The sequence below is a fragment of the Croceitalea sp. MTPC6 genome, from assembly GCF_036985525.1.
Taxonomy (GTDB): Bacteria; Bacteroidota; Bacteroidia; order Flavobacteriales; family Flavobacteriaceae; genus Croceitalea.
The window spans coordinates 41761-60610 of sequence record NZ_BTGR01000006.1; the positions used below are offsets into that span (position 1 = coordinate 41761).

Consider the following 18850-nt stretch of genomic DNA (forward strand, 5'->3'; position numbering starts at 1 on the left):
CATTTTTACTGCCGATCAACCGAAAAAATCCGTGACTGCTTTCCAGACGATGTTCGGGTCTTTCAAAAAAAGTTGATGGTCGCCACCATTGACGGTCAGAAATTCGGCATTTGAAACGGTATTGGCCAATTTTACCGCATTAACCAGGGGAGCCGTGGTATCTTGATCGCCATGGATAAAAACAACTTTTTTGTTTCCGATGTTTCTGGCGATGGCATATAGGTCAGTATCCAGGATTATTTCGTTCAACGAATTGTAATAGCTCTGCCAAGTGTGTTTATTGGCATCTGCAAATACGTCATCCGACAGGTTATCGGGCTTGAATATCCGGGTCATAAAAATGGGATGCAGCAAACAGAGGTATTTGGAATATTTGTTTGCCGTAAGCCTGTCAAAAAGAGAATGTTCTGACATTATATCATTAAATTCTTTCATATCCTTATAGACCGGGGTACCTATCGCTATTGCCCCTTTAAACCAATCGGGATGTTTTTCAAGAAGTGCCAATGCGATGACAGTGCCCATGGAGTGTGCGACGAGCACGGTTCTGCCCCCATCAAAACCTTCTTTTGAAATAATCGCTTCCAAAGTTCCCACCTGCATCTCAAGGCTGTAATCGCTATTGGGCTTTGGGGAGTCGCCAAAACCGAGCAGGTCGACCAACAGAAGTTTATGTGTGCCTGAACTGGTATCCAAATCCCTTTTCCAATAGTTTTTGGAGCCCGTTAGGCCATGGATAAAAACCAGATTCCTATCCCCAGAGCCCACTATTTCAAAATTCAAGGCCATGGTTTCGGGATTATACTTAGGTGCTACGGCAACAACAAGGTATTGATACCCACCTATAGAAATAAAAAGTACGGCTACTACCAGTAATAAGACCAACATCCTTTTTCCCGTTTTAATAATGAAATCTTTCATGGTTCTACTCGATTATAACTAGTATTTGATTCGTAAAAAATAATCTAGCTCTTACTACAATATCCTTGTTTTAACTAACTGTTCTTGAATATCAAAAACTCCATGGGTTTCAGTTTTAACTTGATATAAAGTCGGCTATCTTGCCTATCTGAATTTTTTTGCACTTTTATTTTAGTTTTACCTCCATAAATACATTTCATCTGGCCACCTGCTTTGTTAATGGTAGCGTCGATTAGGACATACTCTTCTTTCGCATCTTTTGGGGACGAATTATAGACCACCAAAATCTCCCCGTTGTGGAGTATTCTGGAAAAGGCCAAAAGACATTCTTCGCAATTGGGATAATGAAAATCAACTGCTTTTTTTGAAGTTTTCCTAAAATACATCCTACCGAATTTCAGGATAGGTTCTGTTTGCCTAAGTTGTGCCAAATCTGCAATGGTCCTGTATATCCACGAATTGGGGTTCAATACATTGGTCTTGGTATCATTGGGATTGAACAGGCCTTCCCTGATATATCGGTCATCCATCCCATTTCCATCCAGGCCTTGTTCGGTTCCATAATAGATACAAGGTGCGCCAAGGGCACAGAGCAGAAAGCCCATGCCCGCTACTATCTGTTCTGGAGTGGCATCATAGCCAAAGCGATGCTTAAAATCAGTGCCAACCTGATCGTGATCATCGATATAGGTCACCAAGAAATCTCCATATTCACCACGTCTGAGCGCATTTCGTTGTAAAGAAGCATATCGTTCCAATAGTCTTTCAGGTGAGGAAACACCCTTGATGACCCCTGCCAGAACACTGTGCAGCGGATGGTCCAAAACGGAATCCAGCCCATAATACACGTTCTGGTCCTCCGGTAACATTTTCGGCCCGATATACGGATTGCCCGTCTCGTCATCGCCGATAATCTCGCCAAACAAAAAGAAGTTTCTCTTGCCCAAGGAGTAGGCATATTCACGAATGGTGGAACAAAAACGGCTAATATCCTGTCCCTTCATGTGTTTGACCGCATCCAACCGAAAACCGTCCACGTCGGTCTCGCGTATCCAGTAACAATGTATGGCTGCCAATAGTTCCCCTAACTTCTCGCTTTCGGGGGTACCATCATTACGGAATGTTTTTAAGGTCAAAAAATCACCCTCCTGGGTTTCGGGATACTTATCGAAATTCCTTATTTGTCCTTTTCGGTTGTAAAGCTCCGGGTCTCTCAGTTCTATCGGGAGTGGCCTATCATTCTCGCGCCAATCTCCCAATGGAAAACGTTGTCCGTCTAAATAGTAATACTCATGATCAAAAGGATACGACCAATTGTCACCGGAATGATGCAGAACAACATCCAAGAAAACCCGTATATCCAATTCATGTGCTTTGTCAACAAGCCTTTCCAAATCTTTTTTGGTGCCCCAGCGGTTGTCCACATCCAAATAGTTCTGGATGGCATAGCCATGGTAAGCTTTAGGATTGTTTTCAAAAACAGGACTAAGCCAAAGGGCCGTACAGCCCAAGTCTTTGATGTAATCGATATTGTCGATGATTCCCTTGATTGTGCCCCCAAAGGGTTTTTGCAATTCGTCTTCATTGCCAAAACCTGAATGTCGAACATCGAAGTCCAAAGAGCTCCGTTTGTTACTGTCATGAAACCGGTCTACCATAAGAAAGTATATGATTTCCTCTCGCCATTCCCTATGGCAGTTTATCCAATATTCCTTTTTCGGTTTTGGGGAAAGATCAATATCGTTGATTGACTTCATCATTTTTTTAGCTTTTAAAAAGTGGAGTACTCTTTTTGTGTTTTTAATACTTTATCTGAGCCTATGATGGGCTTATTTCCATAAAATCGATTGAATACCATACAGGCAGTAAGATCGCCGGTAACGTTGACCGCAGTTCTGAACATTCCCAGCAATCGTTCCACCCCTATGATGATGATGATGCCTTCTGCCGGTATCCCGGCACTGGACAGTACGGAGGCCAAAATCACTACCCCACCACCAGGTATTGCCGGAGTGCCAATGGATGCGGCCACGATAGTAATCACCACTACGATAATGTTCATAAGGCCCATTTCCAATCCGTAGGCCTGTGCAATAAACAAGGTCGTAATGGTCTGGTAAAGTGCCGTGCCGTCCATATTCACGGTGGCTCCGATGGGAATGATAAAATTACTGATGGCCGGATCCACTTCAAGTTCTTCCTCGGCCGTTTCAAGGGATAAGGGCATTACCGCCGCAGAACTTGTGGTTGAGAAGGCCAGCAGTTGGACATCCCTGATCTTACGTAAAAATCGTAATGGATTCCCCTTGCCCAAAAGGCTTACGCCAATGAGGTAAATTGCGACTAACAACAACAACCCTATCAAAACGACGAGCACATAAAAGCCCAGACCTGAAAGGGAATTCAATCCAACGCTAGAAGTCAACTGTGCCATCAAACCGAACACGGCTACCGGAACCAACAACATGGCCCACTTGACCACGGTCATGCATATTTCCTGAATGGCACTTAACAATAACTTTACGGGTCTTAGCAGATAATCGGGAAGGGATAATACGGCAACCCCGATTATAATGGTAAAAATGACGATACTTAACATTTCGCCGCTAACCATGGACGCCAGTGGATTGTCGGGCAACAAATTTGTTATTGCATCGGGAATATCGTTTATCCCAAATGATAATTCTGTGCTTTCGGCTGTATCGGCCAAAGCCTGTTCATGATCTGCAACCGCTTGTTGGTGCAGATACTTTCCAGGGCTAAAGATCAATCCAAGGATTGTACCTATGGTTACCGAGATAATGGTTGTGGATACAAAATACAAGAGCACACCGCCCCCCAATCTTTTTAAATTATCCTTGTCGTTACTGGCAATGCCCGTAATTATCGAGGCAACGATCAAGGGAATCATGATCATTTGTACCAACTTGAGAAAGAGCATGCCCGGCAGGGCCAACCAATTGCCCAAAACATCAGCTTTGCCTTTGGTTATCCAACCATTTTGCGGACTTAACAAAAGACCAAGGCCCACCCCTAGGAACAGAGCGATGATAACCTTTAGCCATAGCCTATCTTCTACCAATTTTTTCAGGTAGTGGTTAAGGGATTTCAGTGATTTTATTTCCGTATCGAACATTCCTTAGTATCTGTTATGCTATTGTTATTTTCTTTTCCAAATAAACACTTTGTACCACGTGCAAAAGTTCAACCCCCTCTTTGAACGGCCGCTGGAATGCCTTTCTTCCCAGAATCAGACCGGACCCTCCGGCCCGTTTATTGATGACTGCGGTGGTAATTGCCTCGGCCAAATCAGATTCGCCTTTGGAGCCACCTCCCGAATTGATCAACCCGATTTTTCCCATATAGCAATTCGCCACTTGTAACCTACAAAGGTCAATGGGATGTTCCGTGGTCAAGGTTTCATACATGGCATCGTCGTATTTGCCGAATCCGATGTTTTTAAAACCATAGTTGTTCGTGGGCAATTTTTGCTTGATGATATCGGCCTTTATCGTTACCCCAAGGTGATTGGCCTGTGATGTCAAATCGGCCGATGAATGATAGTCTTCCTTATCGGTTTTAAAGGCTTCATTGCGGGTATAGCACCAAAGAATAGTGGCCATTCCAAGACTGTGTGCCTCCGCAAATGCCTCGGAAATCTCCCTCAACTGCCGATTGCTTTCCTCGGAACCGAAATAGATGGTCGCCCCGATCGCCGTTGCACCCATGTTCCAAGCTTCCTTCACCGTACCGAAGAGGGTTTGGTCGTATTTGGTGGGATGGGTCAACAGCTGATTATGGTTTATCTTGACAATGAAGGGAATTTTGTGCGCATATTTCCTAGCATAAAGGCCCAAGCCCCCAAAGGTGGAGGCCACCCCATTGCATCCGGCTTCGACGGCCAATTTTATAATATTCTCCGGATCAAAGTAATCGGGGTTCTTATAGAAGGAAAATGCGGCGCTATGTTCAATGCCTTGATCCACCGGAAGAATACTAAGGTATCCGGTGCCTCCAAGGTTGCCGTGATTATAAAGTTTAGATAGGTTTCCGAGGACCCGTGTATTTCGGTCACTGGGCACGAATACCTTGTCTACCACATTTTTTTCTGGCAACTGCAATTCGTCCTTCGTGATTTTCTCGCTCACATGGTCCAAATAGTAGGGTGCTTTATCCCCCAAGAGTTCTACGATATGTTCATATGTTTTCATTGTCTTTTTTTTAATTGATTCCCAAACTTTTGTTGGTTTTGACGATAGATTTTTGACCATCACTTTCGATACCTGTTAATGCCCGTATCGCATCAATGGTCTCAGGAATCACGATAGCTTGGTTGTCCACCACATAGGCATAAAACAGCTCGTCGCCCACGACTTTCAGCATATCTTCCCACAGGGCCACTTCGTACATATCGCCCCATGGCCGTCCCATATCCAAATACATTTCCTTAATGGTGTTGTTGGAAACCAGTCCTTGGTCATAGTGTATCAGTTTAATCCGGCTTGAGGTCTTAAAGGCATCGAGCACTTCTTCTTTAGTGGCCTTTTTCTTTAGTTTCACGTTCCAATAATGCATATGGCTCAAAGTTTCGGGCACCTTTACCGCCGCTGTGATTACATCGAGATCGGGATCTACACTTTGGGCATCCGGACCTTGGTGGCTGGGGATATCCTTTTCGGGAACCATGGTGTTCATAATGCCTCCCAAATGGCTTTCCCAAGGGTCTGTGGCACGTCTTAACAAAGTGCCCCTGGCATAGTCCAACAGGTCGGCCCTTTTTAGCGCGGTGAGCGTGCGAAGAATGGAGGTGGTGTTGCAGGATACCACTCTAGTAGAGTCCAAATTCAAAGCCGAGTTATAATTGTTCTCGGCACTAAAGGAATGACCGGTGGTTTCATGTTTTTCACCGCCCTGAACAATGAATTTGATACCTTTTTCCCTATAGACTTCAACATTTTTTGCCGCAATCTTTTTAGGGGTGCAATCCACGATAAGGTCCACCTGCGCCAAAAGTTCTTGCATCGAACCTGCAACGGGAATTGCCTCCGATCGCATTTCCTTATCGGCTTCCTCGGTTGCGGCAAATACCGCAAAACCTTTTTCCAAGGCAGTATGTATGCGCCAATCACTGATGATGTCACATACTCCGACAAGGTTCATATCATCTTGTAAATGCACCGCATCGGCTACTCTTTTCCCGATGACCCCGTATCCTACTACTGCTACTTTTTTCATGTTGTATTTATTTAATCGTTATTAATTTTTTACTGTTTTTATACAATAGTATGGCACCTACTACTCCGGAGACCAGAGAAGCAAATAGGATGCTTACTTTTGCAGTGAAAATCAAAGATTCATCTGAGAAGGCCAGTTCATTGATAAACAGGGACATGGTAAAACCGATGCCCCCCAAAAAGGCCGTTCCATAAATCATATTCCAACTCACGTTTTCAGGGAGCTTGGCAAGTTTAAGTGCCACAAGAATTCTCGAAAAGGCCGCAATACCAATGAATTTCCCGAAAATCAGCCCCAAACCGATTCCCAGGCCGACCGGGCCGGTTAGTACCTTCAGCAAATCCCCATGAAGATGTATCCCCGCATTTGCCAAGGCGAACAAAGGAAGAATGATGAAGCTTACCAGAGGGTGTAAAGCCCTTTCCAGTTTTTGTAGCGGAGTCTCGGCTTCTGAACTTGTGGTTTTAATATCCTCCAATATTTCCAACTGTTGGTTGGATATAAGGGTGCCTTTGATCGACTTTGATTCCTGAAATCTTTTATGGAGTGCGTCCAAACGTTTTAGAAAGGTTCCCTCTTTGATTTTTACCCGACCCGGAATTGCCAAAGCAGTAAGAATTCCTGCAATTGTAGGGTGCACCCCGGAAAAAAAGAAGGCCAGCCACACGCCTCCTATTCCTATAATAGCATAAAACCAAGTGCTTCTTACCCCAACAAAATTTCCTATGATGAGAAGTCCGAAGAAGAGCAGCCCGTGGAGCAAATCCATTCCCGAAATACCGGAAGTATAAAATAAGGCGATGACCATTACACCGCCCAGATCGTCCACGATTGCCAATGTGACCAAAAATACCCTTAGAGCGGTGGGCAATCTTTTCCCCACAAGTGCCAGGACCCCCAACGAAAAGGCAATATCGGTGGCCATTGGAATGCCCCATCCTTGGGAAGCCTCCCCGGAACCGTTGAACAAATAGTAAATGAAGGCGGGGATCACCATTCCACCTATTGCAGCCCCTATGGGCAATACCGCATTTTTGGGGGATGAAAGTTTGCCTCCTAGTATTTCCCGTTTAAGTTCTAGCCCGACCTGTAAAAAGAAAAGTGCCATCAACCCATCATTGATCCACAAAAGCAAAGGTTCCGATAACCGAAAATCCGCGATGTAAAAACCGATATCCGTTTGCATAAGACGCGTATAAAACTCTTTCCAAGGCGAATTTGCCCAGACCATTGCAATAACCACGGTAACAAAGAGAACAACCCCACTGTTGTTGAGTCCCTTGGCATAATGGCCAAAGAATTTTCGAATGCCTATATCATTACGGTTTTTAAGCATCGATTTTTGTTTTTTGCATATTTTCGGACTTTTCCAATGTTCCAAATTGTTCATCCGATGGGGAGTCTATATGGGAACTTTGTTTGAAATTCCTAATGATGACCCTATTGCTCTTTTCATAGGTAAAATAACTTATGACCCAATTAAAGCCTACCAACAGTTTGTTTCTAAACCCACTGATGGACATCAGGTGTACAACGGACCATAGTAACCAGGCAAAATAACCACCAAATTTGAGCTTACCGAGATCGGCGACCGCTCTTCGTTTTCCAACGGTAGCCAGCGATCCCTTATCCTTATATTTAAACTGTTTTGATGGTTTGTCATCGATTAGATCGGTCAGCATTTCGGCAAGATATTTTCCTTGTTGAATGGCTGTCTGTGCTACTTGTGGATGTCCTTTCGGCGTAGCTTCAGAAATCAATGCGGCAATGTCTCCAATGGCGTAGATGTTCTTATGGCCGTCCACCTGTAAATACCCGTTTGTTTTTAAGCGATTCCCTTTTACTATGGACTCTTTGCTGATTCCCTTAGGAAATTGTCCCTTGACCCCTGCTGTCCAGACGAGGTTTCTTGCCAATAGCATTTTACCGCTCTTGGTCTGTACTACTTTGCCATCATAATCACTGACCGCTTCGTTCAATAGAACTTCAACATCAAGATTTTTAAGGTACTCCAATGTTTTTTCCGAGGCCTTATCGGACATAGCTCCCAGTAGCTCGTCCATGGCTTCCACCAAATAGATCTTCATAATTGAAGAGGGATATTCGGGATAGTCCTTTGGAAGGATGTACCTGCAAAACTCTGCCAAGGCCCCTGCCATTTCAACCCCTGCGGGACCCCCGCCCACGATCACAAAATTGGTCAGGGCATCGCGTTCTTCATCATCACAGGTAATCGCTGCCTGTTCCAGGTTTTGCAGCATCATGTGGCGGATGTTCAGGGAATCACGGATATCCTTCATCCCCAAACTATTTTTTTCCACATTTTCAAGTCCGAAAAAGTTAGTGGTCGTTCCTGTAGCCAAAATCAGGTAATCATAGGTCAATTTGCCCTTGTTCGTAAACAGTAGGTTTCGGGATGGCTCTATTTCTACGACTTCCGCCAGGCGGAATTGAACATTCTTGTAACCGCTGATCTGTTTTCTGATAGGGAATACGATGCTGTCGGGTTCGAGTGCACTGGTGGCCACCTGATAGAACAGGGGCTGGAATTGATGAAAATTATTCTTGTCTATCAACACGACCTGCACATTTCTCTTTTTTAGCCCTTCTACCAAGGCAAGGCCTGCAAAACCCCCACCGACCACCACCACCCGGGGTAGTTTGGTGTCCGGTAAGCAAATCAAATCGGTAATTTTACAAGTATTTTCCATAGTAGTGTTCAACGTATCTATATTTTTCAAACCAACTCTTCCTTCATTTTTTTTCGCTGAGGTTGAAGCGAATTACCTTTTCTCTTCTGTATTCGGTTTACGAACTATCAATACCGAGCAGTCGGCGTGAACTGCGACGGACTGGGAAACCGAGCCCAGTAGGAAACGTTTGAACGCACCATGGCCATGTGACCCGACCACGATCAGTTCCGCACCAAATGTCTCCGCCTCATCCAGAATCGCCATTTTGGGAAGGCCGTTCACAGTTATTTTCGAAACCGATAAATTGGTGTTCTTGTTTTGCAATTGCCTTGCGGCGACCTTTACGTTCTCTTCCGCTGATTTTTTTGCGTTGGATAGCACTTCTTCATAATAACCGCCCAACGAACCTCCCAAGGGGGCTATTCCCGGAGTGGCCAGTATGGGATTTTCATACACAGATAGAATACGTACTTCCGTATTGGAGGGGAACGATAACCTTGATAGTTCTTCTACTGCCGCCTTGCTGTAGTCCGAGCCGTCTATGGCCAATAGTATTTTCATGACATTTAATTTATAAGTGATACTTTATGTTCTTAATAAACAACCATTAATCAATGGTTATCGGTTTCATTACTTTTCTCCAATACAGGTGCTCATATAGCCCTGACCAGTACATCCCGAAAGTGAAGGCAAATATTAGTTCTTCAAGGGGGATTCCCAGAACAAGTACATGTGTCAGGTTGTCCAGATTCCAGTACAGCTCCACATATTGGGGGTAAAACGGAAGGATACTTCCGAAATAGATAAAGTATAGCACTGTAAACAGCATACCACCGACCCAGATTTTACCCTTTAGATCGGGGCGGCAGTATAGGGTTGCCAGTCCTCCGAAAAACAAGGCGATGACCCCACAATAAATATGATTAAGACCTGTAAAAAGGCTTAGTGCCGCAAAAATCAGAACAGGAACAAAAAGAATGTAAACGTGGAGTGAATGCCTCCGGTGGCTTCTTTCCGAATGCGGCATTTCAACAAATGCCCTCTTAAAAATAAGGTTGTAAAGCACCGTTCCAATGCCGCCGATGGCAAAGGAGAAGATAAGGCTCTCTATATCAAAACCAGTATTTTGCGCTAGGTCGAAAAGGGAAGGAGGGAACCAGTACTCGGGCACGAACAAGGGTTCCGTAAGGCCAAAGGGCATGGTGATCCAACTCATTTTGAGCATTTCTTTCCTAGTATCCTTTTTAAATAGATAGATTACCGCCCAAAGGGTGAGGATGATAAGAGACCATATGAACCAGACATATTGCATAGCTTTAGGTTTTTTTTGTTTTTAAAAAATCTACAGTTTCCTTGACCGTCAATGGATATGTGGCATTGCCAGTTCTAACATAAAAGGTGGTATTTTCGGTATCGTTAACGTAAATAGGTTTTTCAGAAGGTTCGATGTCTACCAAACACACATCTTTTTCATTTAAGCTGTAGAATGAAATATGATTGCTGAAACAAGCCTCATGGCCTAATTGAGTAGAAATGATTCTGAAAACTTCTCGCTCATAACCATCCCTGTTTTTGTGTTTAAGGGTCTTGAAATCGTTTTCTAATCCTAAAACATTTCCATCATCATCTATACCAATAATTAATTTTCCACCATTTGCATTCATAAAACCTGTAATGGTTTTAGCGATAACCTTTTCTAGGTCGCGGTTGGTTGCTTTGCGATAATAGTCATAGCGTATGGAAGACTTGAATTCCACCTTTTCATTTTCACCAGCTTGTATCAATGCCTCAATATCACGAACAAGTAATCGTTGTTGTGTGCCGATGAGCTTATTCTTTTGTTTAATCGTTATGAAAAACAGACCTGAGATTATACCCAGAAAACTTCCTAAAAGCATGAGTAGAATACCCATTCCCCGCATATCGAAAGTGAAAGATTCTAAAAAACGAGTTTTTAAAACGTCTTGAAACAAAGGAAATGAAAATGCTGTATTGCTATACTCAAACCAATAGAGGACCATTGTAAAAGGGTGTACCAAGAAATAGAAAATGCCTGCCCAAATCACTATTTGAACAATTATTGTTTTAATATGTTGCGTGGTATAGGTCACTAACTTTTATTTGATATAATTGTGTTCTAGGTTTAATAAGTCTTCACGGTCACCAAACTGCTTATTGAATATTTGACTAAAAGAATAAACCAATGCCAATTGAAAACGGTGCTCATTCTTCCCAAATAAGTTTTGGGTAAAACCTGCATTTTCAGTATAGCGATACTGAAATCCAATATCAAAATTCTGGCCCATTCGATAAAACCCGTTTGTTATAAATATTAATTGGTCTGAATCAGTAGACAGATTGCCCAAAGATTTATATCCACCGCCAATAGAAATTTGATAATGCGGGCGTTCTAGTTTTTGTTTCAAAAATCTAAAGGTGCCAAAGAGAGATGTTGACTGCGTTCTTGTATAGTCGAAATAGTCATTAAGCTCCGTTATTTCGTCCCATCCAAAGTTTTGAATAGCTTGAAATTTAAAATCCACAAAATCTATTGGGTCTGGCTTTAAATTTAGTATCGTACTAAAGAGTAAGTTTTTGACCGAAGAATCAAAATCATTAGAATAGCCTGGTCTATCAGTGAAATAATTGTTGTAACTCAACCCAATTTGTTGCACGATATTTCTATTCCACCTTTGACTTTCTGGTACTCTGTATACCAACGATAACCCCATAGAGTTTAACCTAAAATCGTCAGGCTCTAAACTATCGTAGAAGTTTTCACCGTGTATTGAAACAAAAAAGCGTTGTTTGAATATATGTGTATAATCCAACACATTGGCATATTGGTCACGTTCTGTATTTACTCCATCAGAGAAAGGATTAAGCGCATAGACAAACTGTTGTGCATCATCGTCACGTAGGGTTGGAAATTCATTTAAATTGGTCTGTGCAAGTGTACGTCCTACTTTAATAACATTGGTTTGGTCTTCCAATTTCATAAAAATATTATTGTAAAAGACCTCGCCCAAATTTGAATTGGCATCAGGAAATTGAAGTCCCAAAACAAATTGTGCTCTCCAGTTGTTATAAAGCTTTTGACTAAGCCCCATTAACAATTGGGTATCAGAGAAATCTGTAACTGCATTGGACTCTTCGGAATTAAAGTTTAAATTCCCAGAGAAAACGCCTTTGGCTCCGATTTCAAATTCTGGTGTTATTTGTGCATTAACAAGCCCTGTAATGAATAGGGTTAGATATATGAGTTTTTTCATTTTAACTGTTTTATGAATTATTCATCAAGAGCGATTTTTGGAAGTTTATCTTCTCCAAACATCATTTTGTTCATATTACCCATTTTTTCATTTTCCATTCCTTTCATATCTCCCATACCTGCATTTGGATTGTACATTGGATTTCCTGAATGTTTTGAAATAATCAACTCATCAGCTGGTAAGTCTTCATATACTAATGCCAACAGATTTCCGCCTGGATACAAACCGTTATTGGTCACTTTACGCGTGTCGTGGTCGTGGAATGTCCAGATACCTCTATTACTACCTTCTATTATGACATCGAAAGTTTTTCCTGGTGTAAGCGGCACAGTATTTCTTTTCCAAGGATGCTCAAGTGGGACTCCATCATCAGCTACCATCCAAAAATCGTGTCCGTGTAAATGCAAATGATGTGTTTCTGCCCCTGCATTGATTAGCCTAACCCTAATATTTTCACCTGACTTTATAAACAAGTATGGTGTTGAAGGGTATGATTTTCCATTTACAGTAAACCAGTTGGCTTGTGGCAGCTCTGCATTAGACCTTCTATTCGTAACATAAGGTGGTTGATACCCATTCTCCATACTCGCGAGAAACTGTTCTTTGTTATCAAAAACACCCCACTGTTCACTAGTAAACCGACCTTGCTTCATTAAATAACTCCGTTGCTTCATTCTTTCTAACATTCCGTTCATTTCTTCACGGATGTAATTGGTATCGTGAGCCGAATAAACCAAGGTGTATTCTCTTTCATATGGAAACTTTTCTTTTATAGGGTCTTTTGGGTTTTCTACTATTAAACTACCAAACATACCAGCTTGCATATGCATTAGTGTTCCCCAATGGCAATGGTAAAAATGTGTCCCTTCGGGTTCTGCCACAAATTCATAAATAAATTCATTTTTTGGCATTACAGGAAGTTGTGTAACAAAGGGGACACCATCCATACGCCATGGCACAAAAATACCGTGCCAATGAATCGTATGATTTAAATCTGTTTTGTTAATGAATTTTACCCTTACTTTATCACCAGCATTGACTCTGATTTCTGGTCCAGGAATCATATCATTAAAAGCCAAGGTGTGGTATTTATATCCTGGTGCAGGCTCGTGTGTATGAAGATCTATGTATAGTTCAAATTCTTTCCATTCACCATCTCTTTTATATCGCAAAGGCTGCACAAGCCTTGTCTGATTATCTATTTTGGCTTCGCTCGCCAGCAAATTACCAGGGAAAAATAACATTCCTGCTGTTGAAACTGCTCCGGTTCCCAAAAAATCTCTTCTATCCATAGTTTTCGTCTATCTTCTTTTTAGTTGCGCATTGTAAAATGCCGCGATCAGGGCACCTGTAAGCCATGCGATTATAAAGGTCTGTACAATGCCGATTAGGGCTTCCCAAACAGGCACGTCCATCCTTATTATACTAGTAGTGTCCAAACCGTGCAGCAAGCTGTTAAAAAACTTTATACTTCCTTCTTGTCCAGCAGTGGCAAGGACGATCATACAGCCGGCGTAAAGTATCGCGGCGGTAAGGCCCATGGCAAATCCAAATTTTTTTACATTTAATCGATTCATGATTGTTTTTTTTTACGTTAATTATTCTTGTAAATTCATTCCGTACCGAACTAGGATTGTAACTAGTGGTTTAACTCTAAGCTCTTTTTGTACTCCATCTTTTCATGCATGGCCTTAGCCAAATTTTCATGCTCCAAAGTATGGTCGCAAAAGGTGTCGCTCAAAAGACTGTCGTTGGCGATGATCGGCATAAAATGGTGGGTGGTAAGCAACATCAGGTCCGGGTATCTTGTTATCATATCGCTAAGTTTCCCGGCAAGTATGGTATCGTTTGCCGCTGCTTTGACCAATTCATCTACCATCATCCCCGTGTCATGGTCGCTATCCATCATTTTTGTGATGTATTTTTTGCCTAGTTCATGGTCTTCGGTCATCAAAGTCAAAACCTCTTCTTGTTGGGACGGATCCTTGAGTCTGTCCTTTATGGCGCTCTCTTGTTTTTGTGAACAGGCCGATAGTATAAAAGTGGCCAGTACCAGACCTACTGCCATTTTGATCGTTGTTTTCATTTCATTTTGCTTTAAGTGTTAAAATTTTACTCGATAATCGAGATTTAGATGTTCCAAGGCTTGCCTCGAATCCATTTTTTTCCATTTAATGCCCCGTGGGCTTGCCGCGAAGTAGTTTACTCCTTATTCAGATTTTAAAAGTTTCTTTGATTCCTCGTATTCTTCTTTCGTGATCTCTCCTTTTACAAATCGCTTTTTAAGAATGCGTAGTGGGTCTTCTTTTCTGTTTTTGGTATAGGGAAGATCGTAGGGCACAAAAAAGATCCAGATCAATAGGATCAACCATACGATCCACCATAAAAAGTGCATACCGCCGTAATGTCCTTCGAAAAAGTGCATAGTTTTGAATTTTAGTTGTTAATACTTGTTTTTGTGGACTATCCGTCCGATTTTAAAAGCTTTTTTGATTCTTCATATTCACTCTTGGTAATCTCTCCTTTGGCAAACCGCCTTTTGAGTGATATAAGTGGGTCATCGTGTTCAATTTCATCATAGGATGTACTGGACGGGGCAAAGAAAATCCAGCCCAGCAATACAAACCATATGGCCCACCATATAAGGTGCATGCCCCAAAAAACTCCGTCTCTATAAAACATACTGTTAGATTTAAGATTATTGTTATTCTAATTGATTTCTGTTATGGTATAGCCTTCAAGTTCGTTGAGTTGTTCTTGTAACTCATCTACTGAAAGTTCTTCCTTCATGCTGATAATCGTTGCACCTTTCGGCTGCAAGAAAATCTGTGTTTTCTCTACCGACGGATGTTCCTCCAAAGCTCTTTTGACCCTTGTCACACATCCGCCACAGCTTATTCCTTCGATTTGAAATTTGCGTCTCATTGTCCAAGTTTTACTGTTTTTTAATGATGTCGATGCCCTTCATGTCCTTTTTTGTCCCCATCTAACACTTCCTCTTTACCCTCTCCGTGCTTCTTATCGCTATGACCGGTATGGTTATGTCCACTGCGACCATGTGAGCCATGCGGCATAAACAGGTGCAATACGAACATCACGATTATAAAGGCAAAAAGCCCATTATACCCTGTGATTCCCAATGCTGGGGCAAAAAATATCAGTAGTAGGGGCAGCCCACAACCGATAACCATCCATATCCAATGACTTTTCATTATTGCTGTATTTACGTTATAATTTTGTGTTTTTAGTGGTGTTCGGAATGGTCATCTTCAGATGATTTCATTTTGTTGTCATCATCCATCATTCCCATCATGTCCATGCCTTTTTCTCCCATCATCTGTGTACAGGACTCCATACAATCTTCGCTCATCATGCCTTTTTCGTGCATCATTTTCATCATGTTCCCCATCATCTTACCATCTTTCATCATGGATTTCATCATGTTCTTCATCATCATACTGTCTTTCATCATCATTTGCATACCATCGCCTTTCATCATGCCGCCCATCATTTTATGGTTGCCCTGCATCATTTGCATTGCATGATCGCTCTCTTGTATGTTTTCCATAAGGCCGGTCATGTATGAGTGGTTGTTCGCAATGGCATCAAAAATTTCACTACGTGTCTCGGAGTTGTCGAGCATTGCGTTAACATCAGTTTTCTGGTTGCAACCGTTTAAGGCAACCAACCCGATCGTCAAAAAAATTAGTGTTGCTGTTTTCATTGTATTTGATTTAAGATTTACTCGATTCGTTTTAACTTTATCCTTTACTTACTTCCGAAGTTTCAGAGGCATATTTAGTGCCCTAATTTTCGCTTCAATCCAAAAGTTTAAATGGGTTCACTTCAACTTTTTGTCCCATTGTGCTGAACAAAAAATCAATTATTGCCCAATATCAGAGGTAGTCCAGAATTGCCACTTCCAACTACGACTACTTTCGAGTTAGGCGACTTTGCTAGTTCCAATGTTGCATCGATACCCTTGTCCTGTAATATTTTATCGGTCAGGGAAGCGCTTAAAATTTTGTTGGCATCCGCCTTTCCTTGTGCTTCAATGGTTACTTTTTCCGCTTCCTTTTTGGCGGTAACCAAACGAAATTCATATTCCAACGACTCTTGTTCTTGTTTAAGCTTACGCTCTATAGCTTCCTTTATGGTGGCTGGCAAAGTAACATCTCGTACTAGTATCTCATTGAGCTGAATGTACTGTCCGTCAACGATTTTTTTGGTCTCTTCGTAGATCTCTGCCTGTATTGCATCTCGTTTACTGGAATACAATTGCTCCGGGGTATAGCGCCCCACAACGCTTCTTGCTGCAGATCTTATCGTGGGCAGTAGTACACGGTTAACGTATTCCGTACCTTTTTCTTGATGAAGCTTTCCTAAAAATTCCCTCTTTGGCTCGAACCAAGCGGAGGCGTCCAATTTTATCTCCAATCCGTTGGAAGAGAGCACCTGCATTTTTTCAAAGACTTCTTGCTGTCTAACCTCATATACAAAAACCTTGTTCCAAGGTGCCACGATATGAAAACCCTCGCCCAAAGGCGGCTGATCCGTAACCACTCCGCCCCCAAAAGTCTTGTAGAGTACCCCGGCTTCCCCGGATCCAATAGTTACTGCAGATTTTGCTATTAAAACAACCAGTACAATAAAAATAATTATTGCTGGTAACGCAATTTTTGGTAATTTTTCCATATTCATAATAATTTAAATTAGTACTGTTTTGCCTTGTTCCATTTTTGGAATCGGGCATTATTTTGCCTCTATTGCTGTATTATTGAAGCAACTATTGGAGTGTTTTTGGTCATTTTAATTGGCCGATTTTAAAAACTCTTCTATCTTCTTACTTTCATGCTCGGTAAGGTTGGCCCTGACCCTCATATGAAGGCTGATGGTCTCCCAATCCGTATCGTTATAATCCGCAGGGGATGGTGCGATATGGCATCTATTGCAGGTTTCTCCCCACATTTGGGCTCCCGATTTTTCGATCTTGAATTCTTCCTCCGCTGCTGCGGTTGCTGTATCGGTAACATCGGTATAGCCCTTCTTTGTGGAAGAACAGGCAACAGCCGTAATTCCCACAATTGTCATTACTATGACGCCTACTACGATTTTGTGTATTGTTTTCATGTTATTCGATTTTAAATAGTTTCATTACAATTCTATACCCGATAGCCAGGACAAAAAAACCTATGACTATTATCTGATTTACTATTTTCATGTTTTCTATTTTTTTAATACTGTTATTAGAATCCGATGGCCCAGTGTACAAAGAGGCCATCCGTGTTGGTTAAACCATCTCCGTCATGACCACCTTCCGTTTCAGTGGTCTGATAACTAAGTTTGATTACGGAACGCCAGCTCAGCCAATAATTTAGACCGAAGGCGTACTGGACCGATTTTTCTTCCCATTCTGCGCCTTCCGGAGCATTAAAGTCCGAGTATCTGCCCACAAACTCCAGTTTTTTGACAAAATCGCTGCTGGCCATAGTCGGTCGGTAACTCAGCTGCCCATAGAAGGAGTTGCTTTGGTTGTCAAAAGAGTATTCCTCCAGTATGTCATCCTCCAGCTCAAAATAAGTGGCCGTATCCACGTTTGAATTGTTGTACTGGGCTTTGACATCCACAACGCCGCCCAATCCGGATATTTGCTTAACGAAAGAAAAATCCAAAGCGAACAAAAACGCCCCAACATCTTCGTATTCTGAGTCCTGTTCCCCTGTGTCACTTGTAGAATATGCAGAAAAACCAATCTCCGTGGAAGAATCAGAAAAAGGTAATATCCCCAGGCGACCTCCATATGCCTTGGCGAGGTTGGTATCCTCATAATTTTCAAACCTGAGGATGCCGGCTTCCTCTGGTTCATCGCTTCCGTCATTTAGCCTTGGGCCATTGGTGGCATAGACCGAATAATTCAATGTTGGACCGCCCAAATCGAAGGCTCCCCTAAGCTCCACACCGATTCCTGAAGAGGGTGCTATACCGTCGTGTCCATAGCCCAAAGGGGCATTGGGCAATCTATTTATCCAAGCGGGATGCAATCTTTCCATAAACGTACCAAAAGGCAAAAGAAACTTTCCTGCCCGAACCGTCATGTTCTTATTGAGTACGTACATGACATCGGCATACTCTAAACCGGTCTCCAGTTGATTTCCTTCAAGCACAAACTCAAGTTCGGCCTCGAACATCAATCTGTCCGAATGTTTATATAGAAAAATTGGGGCATAGGCTAAGCCTAAGAATGTAGATTCGGTTTCATCCCCAGAGTCCATATATTCAAATCCAGTATGGCCGTAGCCCCTTAGCATAAACTGGGTGTTGCTAGGTTCAAAAGTGTTGTATGTTTGGCCGTACATCTGACCGCCAAAAACAACTGCTGTTAGTAATACTAGTAGCTTTTTCATTACTTTAATGTTCTGATATAATTAATTAGTTCCCAGCGTTTTTTCTCAGGGATGGCAGTTTTATAAGAGGCCATCGGTGAGCGGCCTTCTTCTAATTTCCAGAAAAGGGCCCCATCTGTCTGGGCCTGGACTTCGGCACTGGTAAAATCGGTTGGTTTAGGTGTGAGGCCCGCGCCTCCTACACCATCGCCTTTGCCCTTGGCACCGTGGCACACGACACACAGCATCTTATAGGTTCTTTTGCCCGATGCAGCGGCATTGGCATCTCCTTTAAGTGGGTTTACAATCTTGTCAGCACTCGCGGGTGCCACCCATTTTTCCTGTG

Annotated in this window: 23 protein-coding genes; all 23 read right to left on the reverse strand. The window is 42.4% G+C overall.

Translation table 11 applies throughout. The features are described 5' to 3' along the window. Positions 1-15: 15 nt before the first annotated feature. The 23 genes from AACP56_RS11930 to AACP56_RS12040 all read right to left on the reverse strand — a co-directional run bounded on the left by AACP56_RS11930 (position 16) and on the right by AACP56_RS12040 (position 18836). Positions 16-921 carry an alpha/beta fold hydrolase gene (locus AACP56_RS11930; protein WP_339337208.1) on the reverse strand — a complete coding sequence of 302 codons (906 nt, stop codon included), beginning with the start codon at positions 919-921 and terminating at the stop codon, positions 16-18. 74 nt (positions 922-995) lie between these two features. After that, positions 996-2681, reverse strand: coding sequence for an alpha-amylase family glycosyl hydrolase (locus AACP56_RS11935; RefSeq protein ID WP_339337207.1), 1686 nt, complete (start codon positions 2679-2681; stop codon positions 996-998). Positions 2682-2692: 11 nt separating this feature from the next. After that, on the reverse strand, positions 2693-4057 hold the full coding sequence (locus tag AACP56_RS11940; protein ID WP_339337206.1) for a dicarboxylate/amino acid:cation symporter: 1365 nt from the start codon (positions 4055-4057) through the stop codon (positions 2693-2695). Positions 4058-4070: 13 nt separating this feature from the next. Beyond that, positions 4071-5132, reverse strand: coding sequence for a class I fructose-bisphosphate aldolase (locus AACP56_RS11945; RefSeq protein ID WP_339337205.1), 1062 nt, complete (start codon positions 5130-5132; stop codon positions 4071-4073). A 10-nt stretch (positions 5133-5142) separates the two neighbouring features. Next, on the reverse strand, positions 5143-6156 hold the full coding sequence (locus AACP56_RS11950; protein ID WP_339337204.1) for a type II glyceraldehyde-3-phosphate dehydrogenase: 1014 nt from the start codon (positions 6154-6156) through the stop codon (positions 5143-5145). A 7-nt stretch (positions 6157-6163) separates the two neighbouring features. Next, entirely contained in the window at positions 6164-7492 is a 1329-nt protein-coding gene (nhaA, locus tag AACP56_RS11955) for a Na+/H+ antiporter NhaA (protein ID WP_339337203.1), read from the reverse strand. Further along, a complete protein-coding gene (locus tag AACP56_RS11960; RefSeq protein ID WP_339337202.1) occupies positions 7485-8867 on the reverse strand; it encodes an NAD(P)/FAD-dependent oxidoreductase in 1383 nt (460 codons plus the stop codon). Before AACP56_RS11960 ends, nhaA begins: the two co-directional genes overlap by 8 nt. A 72-nt stretch (positions 8868-8939) precedes the next feature. Then, complete coding sequence (locus tag AACP56_RS11965; protein WP_339337201.1) at positions 8940-9410, reverse strand: universal stress protein; 471 nt, start codon at positions 9408-9410, stop codon at positions 8940-8942. A 46-nt stretch (positions 9411-9456) separates the two neighbouring features. After that, complete coding sequence (locus AACP56_RS11970; RefSeq protein WP_339337200.1) at positions 9457-10161, reverse strand: lycopene cyclase domain-containing protein; 705 nt, start codon at positions 10159-10161, stop codon at positions 9457-9459. Positions 10162-10165: 4 nt separating this feature from the next. Further along, positions 10166-10960 carry an AlbA family DNA-binding domain-containing protein gene (locus tag AACP56_RS11975; protein ID WP_099543643.1) on the reverse strand — a complete coding sequence of 265 codons (795 nt, stop codon included), beginning with the start codon at positions 10958-10960 and terminating at the stop codon, positions 10166-10168. A gap of 6 nt (positions 10961-10966) precedes the next feature. Continuing rightward, positions 10967-12121: a hypothetical protein gene (locus AACP56_RS11980; RefSeq protein WP_339337199.1), complete on the reverse strand. Its 1155-nt coding sequence runs from the start codon at positions 12119-12121 to the stop codon at positions 10967-10969. 17 nt (positions 12122-12138) lie between these two features. Continuing rightward, complete coding sequence (locus AACP56_RS11985; RefSeq protein WP_099543638.1) at positions 12139-13413, reverse strand: multicopper oxidase family protein; 1275 nt, start codon at positions 13411-13413, stop codon at positions 12139-12141. A gap of 9 nt (positions 13414-13422) precedes the next feature. Continuing rightward, positions 13423-13698, reverse strand: coding sequence for a DUF5676 family membrane protein (locus tag AACP56_RS11990; protein WP_339337198.1), 276 nt, complete (start codon positions 13696-13698; stop codon positions 13423-13425). Positions 13699-13760: 62 nt separating this feature from the next. Beyond that, a complete protein-coding gene (locus AACP56_RS11995) occupies positions 13761-14207 on the reverse strand; it encodes a hypothetical protein (RefSeq protein ID WP_339337197.1) in 447 nt (148 codons plus the stop codon). A gap of 123 nt (positions 14208-14330) precedes the next feature. After that, positions 14331-14546 (reverse strand): SHOCT domain-containing protein, encoded by a 216-nt coding sequence (locus AACP56_RS12000; RefSeq protein WP_339337196.1) that lies wholly within the window; start codon positions 14544-14546, stop codon positions 14331-14333. Between the two features lie 38 nt (positions 14547-14584). Next, positions 14585-14803, reverse strand: a complete 219-nt coding sequence (locus tag AACP56_RS12005) for an SHOCT domain-containing protein (protein ID WP_339337195.1) — start codon at positions 14801-14803, stop codon at positions 14585-14587. Between the two features lie 27 nt (positions 14804-14830). Beyond that, positions 14831-15046: a heavy-metal-associated domain-containing protein gene (locus AACP56_RS12010; protein ID WP_339337194.1), complete on the reverse strand. Its 216-nt coding sequence runs from the start codon at positions 15044-15046 to the stop codon at positions 14831-14833. Positions 15047-15066: 20 nt separating this feature from the next. Continuing rightward, positions 15067-15333 carry a hypothetical protein gene (locus tag AACP56_RS12015; RefSeq protein WP_339337193.1) on the reverse strand — a complete coding sequence of 89 codons (267 nt, stop codon included), beginning with the start codon at positions 15331-15333 and terminating at the stop codon, positions 15067-15069. Positions 15334-15365: 32 nt separating this feature from the next. Next, positions 15366-15821 (reverse strand): hypothetical protein, encoded by a 456-nt coding sequence (locus AACP56_RS12020; RefSeq protein WP_339337192.1) that lies wholly within the window; start codon positions 15819-15821, stop codon positions 15366-15368. A 179-nt stretch (positions 15822-16000) separates the two neighbouring features. Beyond that, on the reverse strand, positions 16001-16816 hold the full coding sequence (locus tag AACP56_RS12025) for a prohibitin family protein (RefSeq protein WP_339337191.1): 816 nt from the start codon (positions 16814-16816) through the stop codon (positions 16001-16003). A 114-nt stretch (positions 16817-16930) separates the two neighbouring features. Beyond that, positions 16931-17251, reverse strand: coding sequence for a hypothetical protein (locus AACP56_RS12030; protein WP_339337190.1), 321 nt, complete (start codon positions 17249-17251; stop codon positions 16931-16933). A 116-nt stretch (positions 17252-17367) separates the two neighbouring features. Continuing rightward, positions 17368-18525 carry a hypothetical protein gene (locus AACP56_RS12035; RefSeq protein ID WP_339337189.1) on the reverse strand — a complete coding sequence of 386 codons (1158 nt, stop codon included), beginning with the start codon at positions 18523-18525 and terminating at the stop codon, positions 17368-17370. Beyond that, a complete protein-coding gene (locus tag AACP56_RS12040; RefSeq protein ID WP_339337188.1) occupies positions 18525-18836 on the reverse strand; it encodes a c-type cytochrome in 312 nt (103 codons plus the stop codon). The genes AACP56_RS12035 and AACP56_RS12040 overlap by 1 nt, the downstream gene beginning before the upstream one ends. Positions 18837-18850: the final 14 nt, after the last annotated feature.